The sequence below is a fragment of the Streptococcus wuxiensis genome, assembly GCF_040888245.1.
Lineage (GTDB): Bacteria > Bacillota > Bacilli > Lactobacillales > Streptococcaceae > Streptococcus > Streptococcus wuxiensis.
On sequence record NZ_JBFNFE010000001.1, the window covers coordinates 162,707 to 181,148 of the forward strand.

The 18,442-nt window shown below is 40.4% G+C and carries 16 protein-coding genes; 15 read left to right on the forward strand and 1 reads right to left on the reverse strand.

Annotated elements, in window-relative coordinates:
- The first annotated feature begins 87 nt into the window (after window positions 1-87).
- Genes AB2B47_RS00750 through AB2B47_RS00760 form a run of 3 tightly spaced genes read left to right on the forward strand, consistent with a single transcriptional unit; the run spans window position 88 to window position 3,633 of the window.
- Window positions 88-1,623 (forward strand): ABC transporter ATP-binding protein, encoded by a 1,536-nt coding sequence (locus AB2B47_RS00750; RefSeq protein WP_320693385.1) that lies wholly within the window; start codon window positions 88-90, stop codon window positions 1,621-1,623.
- Window positions 1,616-2,674, forward strand: a complete 1,059-nt coding sequence (locus AB2B47_RS00755) for an ABC transporter permease (RefSeq protein WP_006153229.1) — start codon at window positions 1,616-1,618, stop codon at window positions 2,672-2,674. The genes AB2B47_RS00750 and AB2B47_RS00755 overlap by 8 nt, the downstream gene beginning before the upstream one ends.
- Before the next feature lie 2 nt (window positions 2,675-2,676).
- Window positions 2,677-3,633 (forward strand): ABC transporter permease, encoded by a 957-nt coding sequence (locus AB2B47_RS00760; protein ID WP_006153267.1) that lies wholly within the window; start codon window positions 2,677-2,679, stop codon window positions 3,631-3,633.
- Between the two features lie 31 nt (window positions 3,634-3,664).
- Here the strand turns inward: AB2B47_RS00760 and plsY are convergent, their stop codons facing one another.
- The gene (plsY, locus tag AB2B47_RS00765; RefSeq protein WP_036754519.1) at window positions 3,665-4,306 is read right to left on the reverse strand and encodes a glycerol-3-phosphate 1-O-acyltransferase PlsY; all 642 of its coding nucleotides are present in this window, start codon (window positions 4,304-4,306) and stop codon (window positions 3,665-3,667) included.
- A gap of 216 nt (window positions 4,307-4,522) precedes the next feature.
- On the opposite strand from plsY, the gene AB2B47_RS00770 reads away from it, so the two are divergent.
- The 12 genes from AB2B47_RS00770 to pcp all read left to right on the forward strand — a co-directional run bounded on the left by AB2B47_RS00770 (window position 4,523) and on the right by pcp (window position 18,396).
- A complete protein-coding gene (locus AB2B47_RS00770; RefSeq protein WP_006155687.1) occupies window positions 4,523-5,164 on the forward strand; it encodes an amino acid ABC transporter permease in 642 nt (213 codons plus the stop codon).
- A 10-nt stretch (window positions 5,165-5,174) separates the two neighbouring features.
- A complete protein-coding gene (locus AB2B47_RS00775) occupies window positions 5,175-5,804 on the forward strand; it encodes an amino acid ABC transporter ATP-binding protein (protein ID WP_320693386.1) in 630 nt (209 codons plus the stop codon).
- Window positions 5,805-5,813: 9 nt separating this feature from the next.
- The gene (locus AB2B47_RS00780; RefSeq protein ID WP_320693387.1) at window positions 5,814-6,656 is read left to right on the forward strand and encodes an amino acid ABC transporter substrate-binding protein; all 843 of its coding nucleotides are present in this window, start codon (window positions 5,814-5,816) and stop codon (window positions 6,654-6,656) included.
- A gap of 146 nt (window positions 6,657-6,802) precedes the next feature.
- Window positions 6,803-8,746, forward strand: a complete 1,944-nt coding sequence (parE, locus tag AB2B47_RS00785; RefSeq protein ID WP_320693388.1) for a DNA topoisomerase IV subunit B — start codon at window positions 6,803-6,805, stop codon at window positions 8,744-8,746.
- A gap of 49 nt (window positions 8,747-8,795) precedes the next feature.
- The gene (locus tag AB2B47_RS00790; RefSeq protein WP_320693389.1) at window positions 8,796-9,338 is read left to right on the forward strand and encodes a hypothetical protein; all 543 of its coding nucleotides are present in this window, start codon (window positions 8,796-8,798) and stop codon (window positions 9,336-9,338) included.
- Window positions 9,328-10,146: an aminoglycoside 6-adenylyltransferase gene (locus AB2B47_RS00795; protein WP_320693390.1), complete on the forward strand. Its 819-nt coding sequence runs from the start codon at window positions 9,328-9,330 to the stop codon at window positions 10,144-10,146. Before AB2B47_RS00790 ends, AB2B47_RS00795 begins: the two co-directional genes overlap by 11 nt.
- A gap of 329 nt (window positions 10,147-10,475) precedes the next feature.
- Window positions 10,476-12,953 carry a DNA topoisomerase IV subunit A gene (parC, locus tag AB2B47_RS00800; RefSeq protein WP_320693391.1) on the forward strand — a complete coding sequence of 826 codons (2,478 nt, stop codon included), beginning with the start codon at window positions 10,476-10,478 and terminating at the stop codon, window positions 12,951-12,953.
- Between the two features lie 129 nt (window positions 12,954-13,082).
- A complete protein-coding gene (locus AB2B47_RS00805) occupies window positions 13,083-14,105 on the forward strand; it encodes a branched-chain amino acid aminotransferase (RefSeq protein WP_006153311.1) in 1,023 nt (340 codons plus the stop codon).
- A 21-nt stretch (window positions 14,106-14,126) separates the two neighbouring features.
- Window positions 14,127-16,094 (forward strand): peptide ABC transporter substrate-binding protein, encoded by a 1,968-nt coding sequence (locus AB2B47_RS00810; RefSeq protein ID WP_006153264.1) that lies wholly within the window; start codon window positions 14,127-14,129, stop codon window positions 16,092-16,094.
- A gap of 34 nt (window positions 16,095-16,128) precedes the next feature.
- Window positions 16,129-16,818, forward strand: a complete 690-nt coding sequence (locus tag AB2B47_RS00815; protein ID WP_320693392.1) for a DUF969 domain-containing protein — start codon at window positions 16,129-16,131, stop codon at window positions 16,816-16,818.
- On the forward strand, window positions 16,815-17,738 hold the full coding sequence (locus tag AB2B47_RS00820) for a DUF979 domain-containing protein (protein ID WP_320693393.1): 924 nt from the start codon (window positions 16,815-16,817) through the stop codon (window positions 17,736-17,738). The genes AB2B47_RS00815 and AB2B47_RS00820 overlap by 4 nt, the downstream gene beginning before the upstream one ends.
- Window positions 17,739-17,751: 13 nt before the next feature.
- Window positions 17,752-18,396 (forward strand): pyroglutamyl-peptidase I, encoded by a 645-nt coding sequence (pcp, locus tag AB2B47_RS00825; RefSeq protein ID WP_320693394.1) that lies wholly within the window; start codon window positions 17,752-17,754, stop codon window positions 18,394-18,396.
- Window positions 18,397-18,442 lie beyond the last annotated feature (46 nt).

Genomic DNA, 18,442 nt, shown 5'->3' on the forward strand with positions numbered 1-18,442 from the left:
AGACAAATGGTTTTGTCTCAATAGAGCTTGCTAAGTTTCTTTAGTAGGTTTTATTGAAACAAAATAAAACTCTGAAAGGAAGAGCACATGGCACACGAAAATGTCATTGAAATGCGTGAAATTACCAAAGTTTTTGGTGAATTTGTCGCTAACGACAAGATTAACCTTGAACTTCGTAAAGGTGAAATTCATGCACTTTTAGGAGAAAATGGAGCTGGTAAGTCCACTCTTATGAACATGCTAGCGGGGCTTCTAGAACCAACTAGTGGTGAAATTGTGGTAAACGGTCAAGTTGTAAAGCTAGATTCGCCATCAAAAGCGGCTAGCTTAGGAATTGGGATGGTCCACCAACACTTTATGTTGGTAGAAGCTTTCACTGTTGCTGAAAATATCATTTTGGGGAGTGAATTGACCAAAAATGGTGTGCTAGATATTGCTCGTGCAACTCGAGAAATCAATGAGTTGTCTGAACGTTATGGCCTTGCTGTGAATCCTTCTGCCAAAGTTGCAGACATCTCTGTTGGGGCTCAACAACGTGTTGAAATCTTGAAGACACTTTATCGTGGCGCAGATATTCTTATCTTTGACGAACCAACTGCCGTCTTAACACCATCAGAAATCGATGAGTTGATGGCTATCATGAAGAACCTGGTCAAAGAAGGTAAATCCATTATCTTGATTACCCACAAATTGGATGAAATTCGTGCTGTATCTGACCGCGTCACTGTTATCCGTCGTGGTAAATCTATCGAAACAGTTGAAATTGCTGGTGCAACCAATGCTGACTTGGCTGAAATGATGGTGGGACGTTCAGTTTCCTTCAAAACTGAGAAACAGGCAGCTCAACCAAAAGAAGTGGTTCTATCGATTAAAGACTTGGTTGTTAACGAAAACCGTGGCGTTCCAGCGGTTAAAAATCTATCACTCGATGTTCGAGCTGGTGAAATTGTCGGAATTGCCGGGATTGATGGAAATGGTCAATCTGAATTAATCCAAGCTATCACTGGTCTTCGTAAGATTGAGTCTGGTAGCGTGGAGTTGAAAGGCCAGTCTATCGTAGGCTTACACCCTCGTCAAATTACAGAAATGAGTGTAGGCCACGTTCCGGAAGATCGCCACCGTGATGGTTTAGTTTTAGAAATGATGATTTCTGAAAATATCGCTCTTCAAACCTACTATAAGGAACCTCTTAGCAAGAAGGGAATCTTAAACTACACCAATATCATCGGGTACGCTAAACAGTTAATGCAGGAATTCGATGTGCGTGCTGCTAGTGAGATTGTTCCAGCATCAGCTCTTTCTGGAGGAAATCAACAAAAAGCTATCATCGCTCGAGAAGTCGATCGAAATCCTGATCTCCTTATCGTCAGTCAACCTACTCGTGGTTTGGACGTCGGTGCTATTGAGTACATTCACAAACGCTTGATTCAAGAACGTGATAATGGGAAAGCTGTCCTTGTAGTCAGCTTTGAACTAGATGAGATTCTAAATGTCTCTGATAGAATTGCTGTTATCCATGATGGTAAGATTCAAGGGATTGTAACGCCAGAAACAACCAACAAGCAAGAGCTTGGTGTCTTGATGGCTGGTGGTGAATTGGAAAAGGAGAAGAGTGATGTCTAAAAAATTACAACAAATTTCGGTTCCTTTGATTTCTGTTATTTTAGGAATTCTACTCGGAGCCATCGTCATGTGGATTTTCGGTTACGATGCTATCTGGGGTTATGAAGAATTATTCTACACAGCCTTTGGTAGTGTTCGTGGAATCGGTGAAATCTTCCGTGCTATGGGACCTTTAATTCTGATTGCCCTTGGATTTGCAGTTGCAAGTCGTGCTGGTTTCTTTAACGTTGGTCTTCCAGGACAAGCTCTCGCAGGTTGGGTTATGAGTGGCTGGTTCGCCCTCTCTTTCCCAGATTTGCCACGACCATTGATGATTCTTGCGACGATTGTAATTGCTTTAGTTGCGGGAGGGATCGTTGGTGCTATTCCTGGTATTTTAAGAGCCTACCTTGGGACATCTGAAGTTATTGTAACCATCATGATGAACTACATTGTTCTCTATACAAGTAACGCCTTTATCCACTCTTTCCCAAAAGATATCATGCAAAGTACTGACTCATCCATTCGTGTTAGTGCAAATGCAACCTATCAGACACCATGGCTTGCTGAGTTGACTGGAAACTCTCGTATGAACATTGGAATTTTCTTTGCTATCATAGCAGTAGCAGTTATCTGGTTCTTGCTCAAGAAAACAACTCTTGGTTTTGAAATCCGTGCAGTTGGTCTCAATCCAAATGCTTCTGAATACGCAGGTATTTCAGCGAAACGCACCATTATTCTATCAATGATTATTTCTGGTGCCCTTGCAGGACTTGGTGGCGCAGTAGAAGGACTTGGTACTTTCCAAAACGTTTATGTTCAAGGTTCATCATTGGCAATCGGATTTAACGGTATGGCAGTAAGCCTACTTGCTTCAAACTCACCAGTTGGAATTCTATTTGCAGCCTTCCTTTTCAGTGTTCTTCAAGTTGGAGCCCCTGGTATGAATGCTGCACAAGTACCATCTGAGCTTGTAAGTATCGTTACAGCCTCAATTATCTTCTTTGTCAGCGTTCACTACATCATCGAACGCTTTGTCAAACCAAGAAAGCAACTTAAAGGAGGTAAATAAGGATGTCGATTACAACAATGTTAACCCTTATGGTTTCTTCGATGTTGATTTATGCAGCACCACTTATTTTCACAAGTATCGGAGGAGTTTTCTCTGAACGTGGTGGAGTTGTTAACGTTGGTCTTGAAGGAATCATGGTCATGGGTGCCTTTTCTGGAGTTGTTTTTAACCTTGAATTTGCTCAAGATTTGGGAGCATTAACTCCTTGGTTAGCTCTTCTAGTTGGTGGATTAGTCGGAGCTATCTTCTCGCTCATTCACGCAGTAGCTACAATTCATTTCCGTGCAGACCATGTTGTCAGTGGTACTGTACTTAACTTGATGGCGCCAGCCTTGGCAGTTTTCTTGGTGAAGGTGCTTTATAATAAGGGACAAACGGATAACTTAACGCAAACTTTTGGTCGTTTTGACTTCCCGGTATTAGCTAATATCCCTGTTATCGGCGATATCTTCTTCAAGTCAACTAGTCTACTAGGTTACCTAGCAATTACTTTCTCATTCCTAGCATGGTTTGTTCTCTTTAAAACTCGCTTTGGACTTCGCCTTCGTTCAGTTGGTGAACACCCACAAGCAGCAGATACTTTGGGTATCAATGTCTACAAGATGAGATATCTTGGAGTAGTGATTTCAGGCTTCCTTGGAGGAATTGGTGGAGCTATTTACGCTCAGTCAATCTCCGTCAACTTTTCAGTTACAACTATCGTAGGACCTGGATTTATCGCTCTTGCAGCCATGATCTTTGGTAAATGGAATCCTGTTGGTGCTATGCTTTCAAGTCTCTTCTTTGGACTATCACAAAGTTTGGCAGTTATCGGTTCTCAACTTCCTTTCTTGCAAGGAGTTCCAGCCGTTTACTTGCAAATTGCACCATATCTCTTGACCATTGTCGTCCTAGCAGCCTTCTTTGGTAAAGCTGTTGCGCCGAAGGCAGATGGTATCAACTATATCAAGTCTAAATAACATAAAAAAAACGTCAGTTTCAACTGACGTTTTATTTTTTTGGTTCTTGGTGCGTTAGGTTAAGTCCCCAAGGGATGAGATTTTCTGTTTTATTTTGGATACGTTTGATATTGTCCTTGTGTCGAACAATCACCAGACTAGCAAGACTGATAATAATTAAAGTGAAAAGTAGGTCATAACTAGTTAAAATAAATCCAAAGAGAGGAAACAGAAGGACTCCAATAATCGCAGCAATAGCAGCTGAAATACTAGAGAGGGAAATCATACTTCCCAGATAAAGGATTCCAAAGAAAATAACTGCAAGGTAAAGACAAAAGAGAGGAGCAAAACCAAAAATAACTCCAGCACTGGTTGCAACAGCCTTACCACCCTTAAATTTGGCAAAGATAGGGAAGGTGTGGCCAATGACTGCTAAAAGTCCAAAGACGATTGGTGAAATACCCTGCACATGGAAGATTAGTGGAAGTAAAGTGGCCAAAGTACCTTTAAAGAAATCAATTACAAAGGTTGCCATTCCAGCTTTTTTGCCTAAGATTCGGAAGGTATTGGTCGTTCCAGTATTACCAGATCCATGTTCTCTTAGATTGATGTTAAAGAATATTTGTCCAATCCACAAGCCTGAAGGAATTGAACCCAATAAATAAGCTAAAATTAATAATACTATTGTCATCATGTTTCTATTATACCATGAAATAGGAGAGAAACGAAACTGAATCTGTTTACTAGCTGTGACATCTGATACTTTATCAAAGTTGATAAGTTTATCATGAGTACTATTTTTATTCAAAAATAAAGGCTAAAGTTTTAAAAATTCATGAAAATTTCTGAAAAACTTGATTTTGTGTTTATTTATGCTATAATAGGAACAATTATTTTTAGGAGGTGGAGTATGTCTTACTTATTTGAGATATTACCTAGTTTATTGAGCGGAGCGACAATGACTTTACAAGTATTTGCACTGGTCTTACTCTTTTCAATTCCTTTAGGTATTTTGGTTGCCTTTTGCTTACAGGTCCATTGGAAACCCCTCCATTACATGATTGATGTTTATATCTGGGTGATGCGTGGGACACCCTTGCTCTTGCAGTTAATCTTTATCTATTATGTTTTGCCAAGTATCGGGATTCGACTTGATCGGGTACCAGCAGCGATTATTGCCTTCACGCTTAATTATGCAGCCTATTTTGCAGAAATATTCCGTGGAGGGATTGCAACGATTCCTCAAGGACAATATGAAGCAGCTAAGGTTTTGAAATTCAAACCTATCGATACCGTCCGCTATATTATCTTGCCTCAGGTCACTAAGATTGTTTTACCAAGTGTATTTAACGAGGTTATGAGTTTGGTTAAAGATACTTCTTTAGTCTATGCACTCGGTATTTCAGATTTAATCCTAGCTAGTCGTACTGCAGCCAATCGTGATGCGAGCTTGATTCCAATGTTTCTAGCAGGAGCCATCTATCTTCTCATGATTGGTATTGTTACGATTATAGCTAAGAAACTTGAGAAAAAGTTTAGCTACTATAGATAGGAGGTTATCCATGTTAGAGTTAAAAAATATCAGCAAAAAATTTGGAAAAAAAGAAATTTTATCCAATTTCAATTTAAAAATTCCTGAAAAGCAGATTTTGGCTATTGTTGGACCTTCTGGTGGTGGGAAGACAACCTTACTTAGAATGTTAGCTGGACTTGAAACCATTGATTCAGGTGAGATTTTTTATAATGGAGAATCCCTACCTTTGGATGAACTTGAAAAGCGTCACTTGTTAGGTTTTGTTTTTCAAGATTTTCAGCTTTTTCCACACTTATCCGTTATGGAGAACTTGATTTTGTCACCCATCAAAACTATGGGGATGTCTGAAGCAGATGCCAAGAAGAAGGCAACCGACTTACTCGCTCGTCTGGGGCTCGAAGCTCACGCAGATGCTTATCCATACTCATTATCTGGTGGTCAAAAGCAACGGGTTGCCTTAGCACGCGCTATGATGATAGATCCTGAAGTGATTGGTTATGACGAACCAACTTCAGCCCTTGACCCTGAGTTGCGTCTTGAGGTTGAAAAACTGATTCTACAAAATCGAGAATTAGGCATGACTCAGATTGTAGTGACTCACGATCTCCAGTTTGCAGAGAATATTGCTGACCAGATTCTCAAAGTAGAGCCTAAGTAGGAGGTGTCTATGAATCGAAAGAAAATCAGCTTTGTTTTGGTATTCTTTCTGGCTTTTTTCCTGGTAGGATGCACACAAAAAGCTAGTGATCCCAAAGTCGATAATTGGGACAAATACCAAGAACAGGGAACCATTACCATCGGGTTTGACAATACCTTTGTTCCCATGGGCTTTGAAGAAAAGAATGGGCAATATGCTGGATTTGACATTGATTTAGCACAGGCTGTTTCTGAGAAACTTGGTTTCAAGGTACAGTTTCAACCCATTGATTGGGACATGAAGGAAACCGAACTTCAAAACGGCACCATTGATGCTATCTGGAATGGATATTCAGCGACTGATGAACGCCGTGAGAAGGTTGCTTTTACCATTCCTTACATGGAAAATCAGCAGGTTCTAGTCTCTAAGAAATCTCAGAATATACAATCAGTGTCTGATATGACAGGCAAGGTTTTGGGTGCCCAGGCAGGATCTTCTGGTTATCTAGATTTTGAAGCCCAACCAGAACTCTTAAAAAACATCGTAAAAGATCAAAAAGCCAATCAATATCAGAGTTTTAACGAAGCCTTGATTGATTTGCAAAATGATCGGATTGATGCTCTTTTAATTGACCGTGTTTACGCCAATTATTATCTTGAAACTGAAGGAATTTTAGACCAGTATGAGATTTTTCCTGCTGGTTTTGAGAGTGAGTCTTTTGCAGTTGGTGTGAGACCAGCTGATAAGACCTTGTTAGCAAATTTAAATCAAGCTTTTGTAGACCTTTATCAAGAAGGTAAATTCCAAGAAATAAGCCAAAAATGGTTTGGTGAAGATGTGACCACAAATCAAATTAAAGGAAAAGAAAACTAAGATTTTTATCTTGGTTTCTTTTTTTGATAGAGATGGTTGATGTTTTTGCTAAAAAGACTTGGGAATAGGCTTTTTAACTAGAAAAACTTTGCAAAATCCTTAGAAAACCTGTAAAATAGAAAAGATGAACAAATAGGAGGTTCCTTGTGTCAAAAAAGGAAATCAATATTAATAATTATAATGATGACGCCATTCAGGTGCTAGAAGGGTTGGATGCGGTCCGTAAACGTCCAGGGATGTATATCGGATCGACTGACGGTGCTGGTCTCCACCACCTAGTCTGGGAAATCGTCGATAATGCGGTCGATGAAGCCCTATCTGGATTTGGTGACCGGATCGATGTGACCATTAATAAGGACGGAAGTTTGACAGTTCAAGACCACGGACGTGGAATGCCGACTGGAATGCACGCTATGGGAATTCCTACGGTTGAGGTTATCTTTACCATCCTTCACGCCGGAGGAAAATTCGGTCAGGGTGGTTATAAGACATCAGGTGGTCTCCACGGGGTTGGTTCTTCTGTCGTTAATGCCCTCTCTAGTTGGTTAGAGGTAGAAATTACTCGTGATGGAGCAGTTTATAGACAACGTTTTGAAAATGGTGGGAAGCCAGTAACAACTCTTGAAAAGGTTGGAACGGCACCTAAGTCTAAGACAGGTACCAAAGTGACCTTCATGCCAGATGCCAGTATCTTTTCTACGACAGACTTTAAGTACAATACTATTTCAGAGCGTCTCAATGAGTCAGCTTTTCTCTTGAAGAATGTAACCTTGTCATTAACAGACAAGCGAATAGATGAAGCAATCGAGTTCCATTATGAGAATGGGGTACAGGACTTTGTTTCTTACCTCAATGAAGACAAGGAAACCTTGACGCCAGTTCTATACTTTGAAGGGGAAGACAATGGTTTCCAAGTAGAAGTAGCCCTCCAGTATAATGATGGCTTTTCAGATAACATCTTGTCCTTTGTCAATAACGTCCGTACCAAAGACGGTGGAACGCATGAGACAGGACTTAAGTCAGCCATCACCAAGGTTATGAATGACTATGCACGCAAGACGGGGCTTCTCAAGGAAAAAGATAAAAATCTTGAAGGTTCAGATTACCGTGAAGGATTGGCGGCCGTTCTTTCTATCTTGGTTCCTGAAGAACATCTTCAGTTTGAAGGACAGACTAAGGACAAACTAGGAAGTCCACTAGCTCGTCCAATCGTTGACAGTATTGTTGCTGAAAAACTGACCTTCTTCCTTATGGAAAATGGGGAATTAGCTTCAAATCTGATTCGTAAAGCCATCAAGGCGCGTGATGCCCGTGAAGCAGCACGAAAAGCGCGTGATGAGAGCCGAAATGGCAAGAAAAACAAAAAAGATAAGGGCTTACTTTCTGGTAAATTAACGCCAGCCCAGTCTAAAAATCCAGCTAAGAATGAACTCTACCTAGTCGAGGGTGATTCTGCCGGTGGATCTGCCAAACAAGGACGTGATCGTAAGTTTCAGGCTATTTTGCCTCTTCGTGGTAAGGTGATCAATACAGCCAAGGCCAAGATGGCAGATATCCTCAAAAATGAAGAAATCAATACCATGATTTATACCATCGGTGCTGGTGTTGGGGCAGATTTCTCTCTTGAAGATGCTAACTATGACAAAATCATTATCATGACCGATGCGGACACCGATGGTGCCCACATTCAAACCCTTCTCTTAACCTTCTTTTATCGCTACATGCGTCCACTAGTCGAGGCAGGACATGTCTATATCGCCCTTCCGCCTCTTTACAAGATGTCCAAAGGCAAAGGCAAGAAAGAAGAAGTAGCCTACGCTTGGACGGATGGCGAGCTAGAAGAACTCCGTAAACAATTCGGCAAAGGCGCTACCCTACAGCGCTACAAGGGGCTTGGTGAGATGAATGCGGACCAACTCTGGGAAACAACCATGAATCCAGAAACTCGTACCCTCATCCGTGTTACGATTGAAGACTTAGCACGCGCCGAACGCCGTGTCAATGTTCTCATGGGCGACAAGGTCGAACCACGTCGTAAGTGGATTGAAGATAATGTCAAGTTTACATTGGAAGAAGCGACTGTGTTTTAAGTAAATCTTCCTCCTTCAAAATCTTAGCTCTTTAAAAGAGGTGTACATCATGATTAGTTTATTGTCCGATACTCCTTTTCTTGTGATTGTCCTGGTACTAGGCGCAGTTACGTATATGATTGCTAAACCAGGAAAACCTGAAAAAATTCGCTCTCTTGAATTTTTACTATTAACTATAGTAACCACAGGTGTCTTTTTATTTGATAATCCTTTAAGGTCTAATCCTTATGCAGGTTTGCTCTTCTATGTTTTTGACTTTTATATTTTCACACCAGTGAGCCTTGCTTTTGGATTCACAGCTATTTATAAGAGCAATAAACATCTCAAACATTATCCTAGTAGTTACTCAAAATTTCTAAGGCTAAATGCTTGGTTTTTAGCAATATTTTCAGTTATTAACTTCCTCTTTTTAATGCTGACTGAAGAAATGGGAATTATGTTGTTGCTACCACTTTTTGGAATCAGTTCAATTATCCAATTTATAGTCGGAGAGTTAGAGAGAAAAAGAATTCAGAAGCTTCTTAAACAAAGAAAAGAAGATGCTGATATTCAGAACATAGAGACCACTGAGGAAGAACCACATGAGAACTGACCAGGAAATACTTGGACTGATTTTACAAATAGCTAAAAAATTACAGGTTGATGCTGTGGCACTATCTGGTTCACGTACAAACCCAAAGGTTCAAACAGATGAATTTCAAGACTATGATCTTGTCTATGTAGTAGATGACATAGACAATCTAACGAGTGACCTTTCTTGGCTGGACCAGTTCGGCAAACGTATCATCGAGCAACATAATATCTTAGGCAACCGTCGTCTCTATCTCATGCTATTTGAAGATGGCAATCGGATTGATTTAACCCTCTGTCCTAAAGATTACATCAACGAGTGGGTGGATAGTGAGGCGGGCTTCACAGTTTTAGAAGATAAGAAGGGGATTTTTGAGACTTATTCTCCAAGTCCTCAGCGCTATTGGACGGCACCAGCCAGTGCGACTGACTTTGACAAATCTTGCAATGAATTTTGGTGGGTGTCAACTTACGTGGTCAAAGGAATTTGTCGTAATCAGCTCATCTATGCGACTGACCATCTCTACGGTATTTGCCAGCAAGAACTCTTGAAAATCTTAGCTTGGCAGGTGGCAAGTGATAGAGAAGCAGTCGACATCGGTAAAAACTACAAGTATCTCTTTAACTACTTGACTGCTGAGAAGGAGAAGGAATTCTCAAATCTGCTTGATTTCTCGAGTTTAGACAAAATCACTCAGTCTTTATTTGCTACCATGCAACTTTTCCATCAGGAAGCTCAAAGCCTTGCTCAAAAGATGGACTTTAAGTATGAAAAAGAAGTGGCTGAGAAGATGATGAGATATGCTGAGGAAAACCTTCTAAATCATTAAAAAAATAAAGAACGAAACTTAAAAGATTAAACTACGGAAAGGGACGTTTGGTTACTGAGGGTAACTAATTTCCTTTACTCTGTAAAACCTACTCTACATTCTTTGAAAGGAGTTGAACACGCCCTAAATACTGGGTGGAAACTCCTGACGCATCTTTTAAAACGTATTTTAAACTACAGAAAGGATAGTTTGGTTACTAGAGGTAACTGAACACGGGACTAATTTCTTATGAAAAAAGATAAATCGTCTAGGGTTCATCGAACCCTGCATCGATTTCCTATTTTTCTACAGAAATTTTCGGCACGCCGAATCGCCCCTTTGTATCTTATATGAGTAATATCCAAAATATGTCCTTGGAGGACATCATGGGAGAGCGCTTTGGTCGCTACTCCAAATATATCATTCAAGACCGGGCTTTGCCAGACATTCGGGATGGATTGAAGCCGGTTCAACGCCGTATTCTTTATTCTATGAATAAGGATGGCAATACTTTTGACAAGAGCTACCGTAAGTCAGCCAAGTCTGTCGGGAACATTATGGGGAATTTCCACCCACACGGAGATTTTTCTATCTATGACGCCATGGTTCGTATGTCTCAGGACTGGAAGAACCGTGAGATTCTAGTTGAAATGCACGGAAACAACGGTTCCATGGACGGAGATCCACCTGCAGCAATGCGTTATACGGAAGCTCGTTTATCAGAGATTGCTGGTTATCTTCTTCAGGATATCGAGAAAAAGACAGTTCCCTTTGCTTGGAACTTTGACGATACCGAGAAAGAGCCAACAGTCTTGCCAGCGGCTTTTCCAAACCTTTTGGTCAATGGGTCAACTGGTATTTCAGCTGGTTATGCCACAGATATTCCACCACATAATTTGGCAGAGGTTATCGATGCGACAGTCTATATGATTGATCACCCAACTGCTAAGGTTGAAAAGCTCATGGAATTCTTGCCTGGGCCAGACTTTCCTACAGGAGCGATCATCCAAGGTCGTGACGAGATCAAAAAGGCCTATGAAACTGGTAAGGGTCGCGTGGTCGTTCGTTCCAAGACTGAAATTGAGAAGTTAAAAGGTGGTAAGGAACAAATCGTTATCACTGAGATTCCCTATGAGATTAATAAGGCTAACTTAGTCAAGAAAATTGATGAAGTTCGTGTCAATAACAAGGTAGCAGGAATTGCTGAGGTTCGAGATGAGTCTGACCGTGACGGTCTTCGCATTGCTATCGAACTCAAGAAAGATGCGAACACAGAGCTTGTTCTCAACTATCTTTTCAAGTATACTGACTTGCAAATCAACTACAACTTCAACATGGTTGCGATTGACAATTTCACCCCTCGTCAGGTTGGAATTGTGCCTATCTTATCTAGCTATATTGCCCACCGTCGTGAGGTCATCTTGGCACGTTCTCGCTTTGACAAGGAAAAGGCTGAAAAACGTCTCCATATCGTGGAAGGTTTGATTCGTGTCATCTCTATTTTAGATGAAGTCATTGCTCTTATCCGTGCTTCTGAGAACAAGGCTGATGCCAAAGAGAACCTCAAGGTCAGTTATGATTTTACTGAAGAGCAGGCTGAAGCTATTGTTACATTGCAACTATACCGTTTGACCAATACAGACGTAGTTGTCTTGCAGGAAGAAGAAGCAGAACTTCGAGAAAAAATTGCTATGCTGGCGGCTATCATTGGTGACGAACGGACTATGTACAATCTCATGAAAAAAGAACTTCGTGAGGTCAAGAGACAGTTTGCGACACCTCGTTTGAGTTCTTTAGAAGATACAGCAGAAGTGATCGAAATTGATACTGCTAGTTTGATCGCTGAAGAAGATACATACGTCAGCGTGACGAAGGCTGGCTATATCAAGCGTACTAGCCCTCGTTCTTTCTCAGCTTCAACGTTAGAGGAAATTGGTAAACGGGATGATGACCGATTGCTATTTATCCAATCTGTTAAGACAACTCAACATCTCTTAATCTTTACGACACTAGGAAATGTTATCTACCGTCCTGTCCATGAATTAGCAGATATTCGTTGGAAGGATATCGGGGAGCACTTGAGCCAAACGATTACAAACTTTGAAACCAATGAAGAAGTGCTATACGTAGAAGTTGTGGATCAGTTTGATGATGCGACGACCTACTTTGCAGCGACTCGCCTTGGACAAATCAAGCGTGTTGAACGCAAAGAATTCTCTCCATGGAGAACCTATCGTTCTAAATCTGTCAAATATGCTAAGTTGAAAGACGATAGTGACCATATTGTAGCTGTTGCACCAATCAAACTTGATGATGTTTTGTTGATTAGTAAAAATGGATATGCCCTTCGCTTTAATATCGAAGAGGTTCCAGTTGTTGGAGCCAAGGCTGCAGGTGTTAAAGCTATGAATCTGAAAGCAGATGATGAGCTTCAAGCTGCCTTTATCTGCAATACTTCATCCTTCTATCTGTTAACGCAACGTGGAAGCTTGAAACGGGTTTCAACAGAGGAAATTCCAGCAACCAGTCGTGCTAAGCGTGGTCTTCAAGTTCTGAGAGAATTGAAGAGTAAACCACATCGCGTCTTCTTGGCCGGTTCTGTCTCAGAACAAGGATTTATCGGAGATCTCTTCAGTACAGAAGTAGAAGATGGCGAACAAACTCTGGTTGTTCAATCAAATAATGGAACGATTTACGAATCAATCCTACAAGATTTGAATCTATCAGAGCGCACAAGTAATGGAAGCTTTATCTCAGATACTATTTCAGACGAGGAAGTTTTCGATGCCTATCTCAAAGAAGTCTTTAAAGAAGAAAAAGATAATTAAGAAGAAAATCAGTCCTAGTGACTGATTTTTTATAAATAAAATTTTCAGAAAATTACAAATAATACTTGAATTTTTAGGAGAATAGTGTAGAATAGAACACAAAGCTTGATTAGAATAAAGGAGATTGTCATGACCGTTACGATTGATTGGGAAAATCTCGGTTTTTCCTATATGAAACTACCTTATCGTTATATCGCTTATTTTAAAAATGGACAATGGACTCAAGGAGAATTAACAGAAGATGCAACCTTGCATATTTCAGAATCATCTCCAAGCCTTCACTATGGACAGCAAGCATTTGAAGGATTGAAAGCCTATCGTACAAAAGATGGCAGTATTCAACTCTTCCGTCCAGATGAAAATGCTAAACGACTCCAACGTACCTGTGACCGTCTCTTGATGCCCCAAGTGCCAACAGAAATGTTTGTAGAGGCTTGTAAGTCAGTAGTTCGTGCTAATGAAGAATACGTACCACCTTACGGAACTGGTGGAACCCTTTATCTTCGTCCGCTCTTGATTGGTGTCGGAGACATCATCGGGGTAAAACCAGCCGAGGAGTATATTTTCACCATCTTTGCTATGCCAGTTGGAAATTACTTTAAGGGTGGATTGGTTCCAACAAACTTCTTGATTCAAGATGAGTATGACCGTGCTGCACCAAATGGGACAGGAGCTGCCAAGGTCGGTGGGAATTATGCAGCTAGTCTTTTGCCAGGAAAAGTGGCTAAATCACGTCATTTCTCAGACGTTATTTATCTCGACCCATCAACCCACACCAAGATTGAAGAAGTCGGTTCAGCAAACTTCTTTGGTATTACTGCTGACAATGAGTTTGTAACGCCACTGAGTCCATCAATCTTACCATCGATTACCAAGTATTCATTGCTTTACTTGGCAGAGCATCGTTTAGGCTTGAAGCCTGTCGAGGGAGATGTACCAATTGATAACTTGGATCGATTTGTAGAAGCAGGTGCCTGTGGAACAGCAGCAGTAATCTCACCTATTGGGGGAATCCAACACGGTGATGATTTCCATGTTTTCTACAGTGAAACAGAGGTTGGTCCAGTGACTCGTAAACTATACGATGAATTGACAGGTATCCAATTTGGGGACATTGAAGCACCAGAAGGCTGGATTGTAAAAGTAGATTAAATATTATTAAAGGAGATCTTTATGAAAACGAAAAAGTGGATGTTAACAGCAGGAGTGGTCCTGAGTACAGCAGTTTTTCTTGTGGCTTGTGGTAAAGTTGATAAAGAAGCAGATGCACCTACAACCTTCTCTTATGTCTATGGAGTAGACCCATCATCTCTGGACTACAGTATTGCAACTCGTACTTCAACAACGGATATTATTGGTAACGTTGTTGATGGTTTGTTGGAAAACGATGAATATGGAAATTTGGTTCCTTCACTAGCAGAAGACTGGAGTGTCTCACAAGACGGTTTGACTTATACTTATAAACTTCGTAAAGGAGTTAAATGGTATACCTCAGAGGGTGAAGAATATGCTGAAGTAACAGCGCATGACTTTGTTACAGGACTAAAACACGTAGCAGATGGTAAATCAGACGGTGTCACTCTTATTCAAAACTCCATTAAGGGCTTGAATGAATATATGACTGGTGAGACTAATGACTTCTCTACAGTTGGGGTTAAGGCATTGGATGACTACACAGTCCAGTATACTCTTAATGCACCTGAAAGTTTCTGGAATTCAAAAGTGACTTCAGCAACCATGTTGCCGGTAAACGAGGAATTCCTCAAAGCTTCAGGTAAGAACTACGGAGCAGTAAGTCCATCTGGAATTCTTTATAATGGTCCGTATATCTTGAAGACATTGACTTCAAAATCTTTAATCGAATACGAAAAGAACCCAAATTATTGGGATAAAGAGAAGGTTAAAATTGAGAAAGTAAAATTGACCTACTATGATGGTTCAGACCAAGAATCATTAATCCGTAGCTTCTCTTCAGGTGTTTATACAACAGCTCGTATCTTCCCAAGTAGCTCAAACTTTGCTTCTACATTGGAACAATACGGAGATAAAATCACATACAGTCCACAGGATTCAACTAGTTATTACTTTACCTTTAACGTAAACCGTCAATCTTACAATAAGACTGCGAAAACAAGTGAAGAACAGAAAACTTCTACAAAAGAAGCGATGTTGAACAAGGACTTCCGTCAAGCAATCAACTTTGCCTTCAACCGTCATTCATATGCTGCACAACTCAATGGTGAAGATGGTGCGGACAAGATCATTCGTAACAGTCTAGTTCCAGATAACTTTGTACAATCTGGTGGTAAAAACTTTGGTGATATCGCTCAAAAAGAATTGGTCAACTATGGAGACCAATGGAAAGGCGTTGAGCTTGTAGACGGAAAAGATACCATCTACAATCCTGATAAAGCCAAAGCTTCGTTTGAGAAAGCTAAGAAAGAATTGGAAGCAAAAGGTGTAACCTTCCCAATTCACTTGGATGTTCCAGTTGAACAGACAGATACAATTGCTGTTCAACAAAGCAATTCCTTTAAACAATCAATCGAGTCAACTCTTGGTTCTGAAAATGTCGTTATCGATGTTCTTCAGATGACTGACAATGAGAAGGAAAGTATTACATCTCAAGCACGTGTTCCTGCTCAGAAAGACTATGACTTGAATAGCACTGGTTGGGCTCCAAGCTATCAAGACCCAGCAAGTTATCTAAATATCATGGATCCTAAAACTGGTTCTGCTATGAAACACCTTGGTATTACGAAAGGTAAAGACAAGGAAGTAGTAGCTCAACTTGGTCTGGATGAATACAAGAAACTCTTGGATGATGCAGTTTCTGAGACAAATGACTTGGACAAGAGATATGAAAAATATGCCAAAGCGCAAGCATGGCTCACTGATAGCTCTCTCTTGATGCCAACAGCTTCATCAGGTGGTTCACCAGTTGTCAGCAACGTCGTTCCATTCTCTAAACCATACTCACAAGTAGGTATTAAGGGTGATCCATATATCTTCAAGGGAATGAAATTGCAAAAAGAAATTGTATCTGCTAAAGAATATCAAGCAGCTCTTGAAAAATGGCAAAAAGAAAAATTGGAATCAAACAGTAAATACCAAAAAGAACTAGAAAGTCATGTCAAATAAAACAGACTAGTATTTTTGGAATAAAGGGGCCTATATGGAATGGATTAAACTAATAGGGATAGTTATCATTGTGGTTGGTTTTATCTATAAATTAGATACCATCGCAACGGTAGTCTTAGCTAGTTTAGTTACAGCTCTAGTTTCTGGAGTTTCTCTTGTTGAGTTCTTGGAAATTTTAGGAAGAGAATTTAGCAATCAACGAGTTCTTACGATTTTTATGGTAACCTTGCCCTTGGTTGGTTTATCTGAAACTTTTGGCCTCAAGCAACATTCAATTGACTTGATTCAAAAGATTAAAGGGTTGACCGTAGGAAGTTTTTATACAATTTATTTCTTTTTTCGAGAACTCGACGGGTTCTTTGCCATTCGTCTAGGAGGGCAGCCGCAGTTTGTAAGGCCTCTGGTTCAACCCATGGGACAAGCAGCGGCAGAGTCACAATTAGGTAGAAAATTAACGGAGCAGGAGAGCGAAGCGCTAAAAGCGCGTGCAGCAGCAAATGATAATTTTGCAAATTTCTTTGCTCAGAACACTTTCGTTGGTGCAGGTGGTGTCCTCTTGGTGGGGGGCACTCTGGACCAATTAGGTTACGAAAGTAATTATGCAGGAATCGCTTCGGCTTCTCTTATTGTTGCAGGAGTTGCCTTGCTTGTGGTAGGGCTGTACAATTACTTATTTGATAGAAAATTGCTAGCGAATAAGCTTAGTAAAGGAAAAGAAGAATGACCAATCTAGCAAGACAGTTATTAGAGTTAACCTATATTGTGATTGGTTGTCAATTTCTTCACACGGCCTATTGTAGCTATAAAGACAAAACAAACCCAGTTCGATATGGAACAGCTGGGTTTTGGGCTTTATTAGGAATCAGTTTTATTGGAGGTTCCTATCTACCATCTATCTGTATTGGAGTTATCGTAGTGCTCTTAGCCCTACTAACGCTCTTTAAACAGGTTCGTATCGGAACCTTTCCGTCTCTGGATGAAGTCAAGGCAAACTTTGAAGCTAAACGGTTGAAGAATAAAATTTTTATTCCAGTCATGTTGATGGCTTTAATCGCTTTAGTATTAGCGAAAATGATCCCTGAGTTTAGTAAGATTGCTATCAGTCTTGCAGCATTTTTAGCAACCATTTCTCTTTTATTGATTACTAAGAGTTCTCCTAAAAGCTTATTATCAGAAAACAATCGCATGGTTCAGCAAGTCTCAACTAGTGGGATTGTTCCCCAACTTTTAGGAGCTTTGGGGGCTATTTTTACTGTAGCTGGAGTTGGAGATTTAATGTCACATCTGATAAGTGGTTTTGTGCCTTCGGGGAGTCGGTTGATGGGTGTAGTGGCTTATGTGTTGGGAATGGTTCTATTTTCAATGATTATGGGAAATGCCTTTGCGGCCTTTACTGTCATTACTGCTGGAATTGGTGTTCCCTTTGTATTTTCCTTGGGAGCAGATCCAATCGTGGCGGGTGCTCTTGCTATGACAGCAGGTTGTTGTGGGACTCTATTAACCCCAATGGCTGCCAATTTCAATACTCTACCTGTAGCCCTTTTGGATATGAAAGATCCAAATGGCGTTATCAAAGCACAAGTAGGAGTAGCTATTGTCATGATTGTCATACATGTATTTCTGATGTACTTTTTGGCATTTTAGTAAAGGAAATAAAATGAAAATATTAGTTACAGGATTTGATCCTTTTGGTGGTGAAAAGGTCAATCCAGCTCTAGAAGCAGTTAAATCATTACCGTCTGAAATCAATGGTGCAGAGCTTCATTGGATAGAAATCCCAACAGTCTTTTATAAATCAGCAGAGGTTTTAGAAGCAGAAATAAATCGATACCAGCCAGATGTTGTGCTTTGCATTGGACAAGCAGGAGGAAGAGCGAGTTTAACTCCTGAGAGAGTTGCTATCAATCAAGATGATGCTAGAATTCCAGATAACCAAGGAAATCAACCGATTGACACTCCAATTCGCCTTGATGGAGAAGCTGCCTACTTTAGCACACTCCCTATCAAAGCAATGGTACAAGCCATAAAAGAAGAAGGGCTGCCTGCAGCAGTATCCAATACAGCAGGAACCTTTGTTTGTAACCATCTGATGTATCAGGCTCTCTATTTAGCGGATAAGAAATTTCCCGATATGAGAGCAGGATTTATGCATATTCCCTATATGACAGAACAAGTGGTAAATAAGCCTAGTACTGCATCCATGTGCTTAAGAGATATTGTCCGAGGTATCGAAGTTGCTATTGCTGCTATCGTGGACCATAAAGATAAAGATTTGAAATTAGTCGGAGGGGCGACTCACTAATAATTCAAATTTCAAATTAAAAAATATTCCTTAAACTCTCTGTCAA

Coding starts and splice junctions, on each gene's coding strand:
- AB2B47_RS00790 (WP_320693389.1), top strand. CDS start 8,796: ATGATTAGTTTATTGTCCGATACTCCTTTTCTTGTGATTGTCCTGGTA.
- AB2B47_RS00750 (WP_320693385.1), top strand. CDS start 88: ATGGCACACGAAAATGTCATTGAAATGCGTGAAATTACCAAAGTTTTT.
- parC (WP_320693391.1), top strand. CDS start 10,476: ATGAGTAATATCCAAAATATGTCCTTGGAGGACATCATGGGAGAGCGC.
- AB2B47_RS00760 (WP_006153267.1), top strand. CDS start 2,677: ATGTCGATTACAACAATGTTAACCCTTATGGTTTCTTCGATGTTGATT.
- AB2B47_RS00770 (WP_006155687.1), top strand. CDS start 4,523: ATGTCTTACTTATTTGAGATATTACCTAGTTTATTGAGCGGAGCGACA.
- AB2B47_RS00795 (WP_320693390.1), top strand. CDS start 9,328: ATGAGAACTGACCAGGAAATACTTGGACTGATTTTACAAATAGCTAAA.
- AB2B47_RS00805 (WP_006153311.1), top strand. CDS start 13,083: ATGACCGTTACGATTGATTGGGAAAATCTCGGTTTTTCCTATATGAAA.
- pcp (WP_320693394.1), top strand. CDS start 17,752: ATGAAAATATTAGTTACAGGATTTGATCCTTTTGGTGGTGAAAAGGTC.
- AB2B47_RS00755 (WP_006153229.1), top strand. CDS start 1,616: ATGTCTAAAAAATTACAACAAATTTCGGTTCCTTTGATTTCTGTTATT.
- AB2B47_RS00815 (WP_320693392.1), top strand. CDS start 16,129: ATGGAATGGATTAAACTAATAGGGATAGTTATCATTGTGGTTGGTTTT.
- plsY (WP_036754519.1), bottom strand. CDS start 4,306: ATGATGACAATAGTATTATTAATTTTAGCTTATTTATTGGGTTCAATT.
- AB2B47_RS00780 (WP_320693387.1), top strand. CDS start 5,814: ATGAATCGAAAGAAAATCAGCTTTGTTTTGGTATTCTTTCTGGCTTTT.
- AB2B47_RS00820 (WP_320693393.1), top strand. CDS start 16,815: ATGACCAATCTAGCAAGACAGTTATTAGAGTTAACCTATATTGTGATT.
- AB2B47_RS00775 (WP_320693386.1), top strand. CDS start 5,175: ATGTTAGAGTTAAAAAATATCAGCAAAAAATTTGGAAAAAAAGAAATT.
- AB2B47_RS00810 (WP_006153264.1), top strand. CDS start 14,127: ATGAAAACGAAAAAGTGGATGTTAACAGCAGGAGTGGTCCTGAGTACA.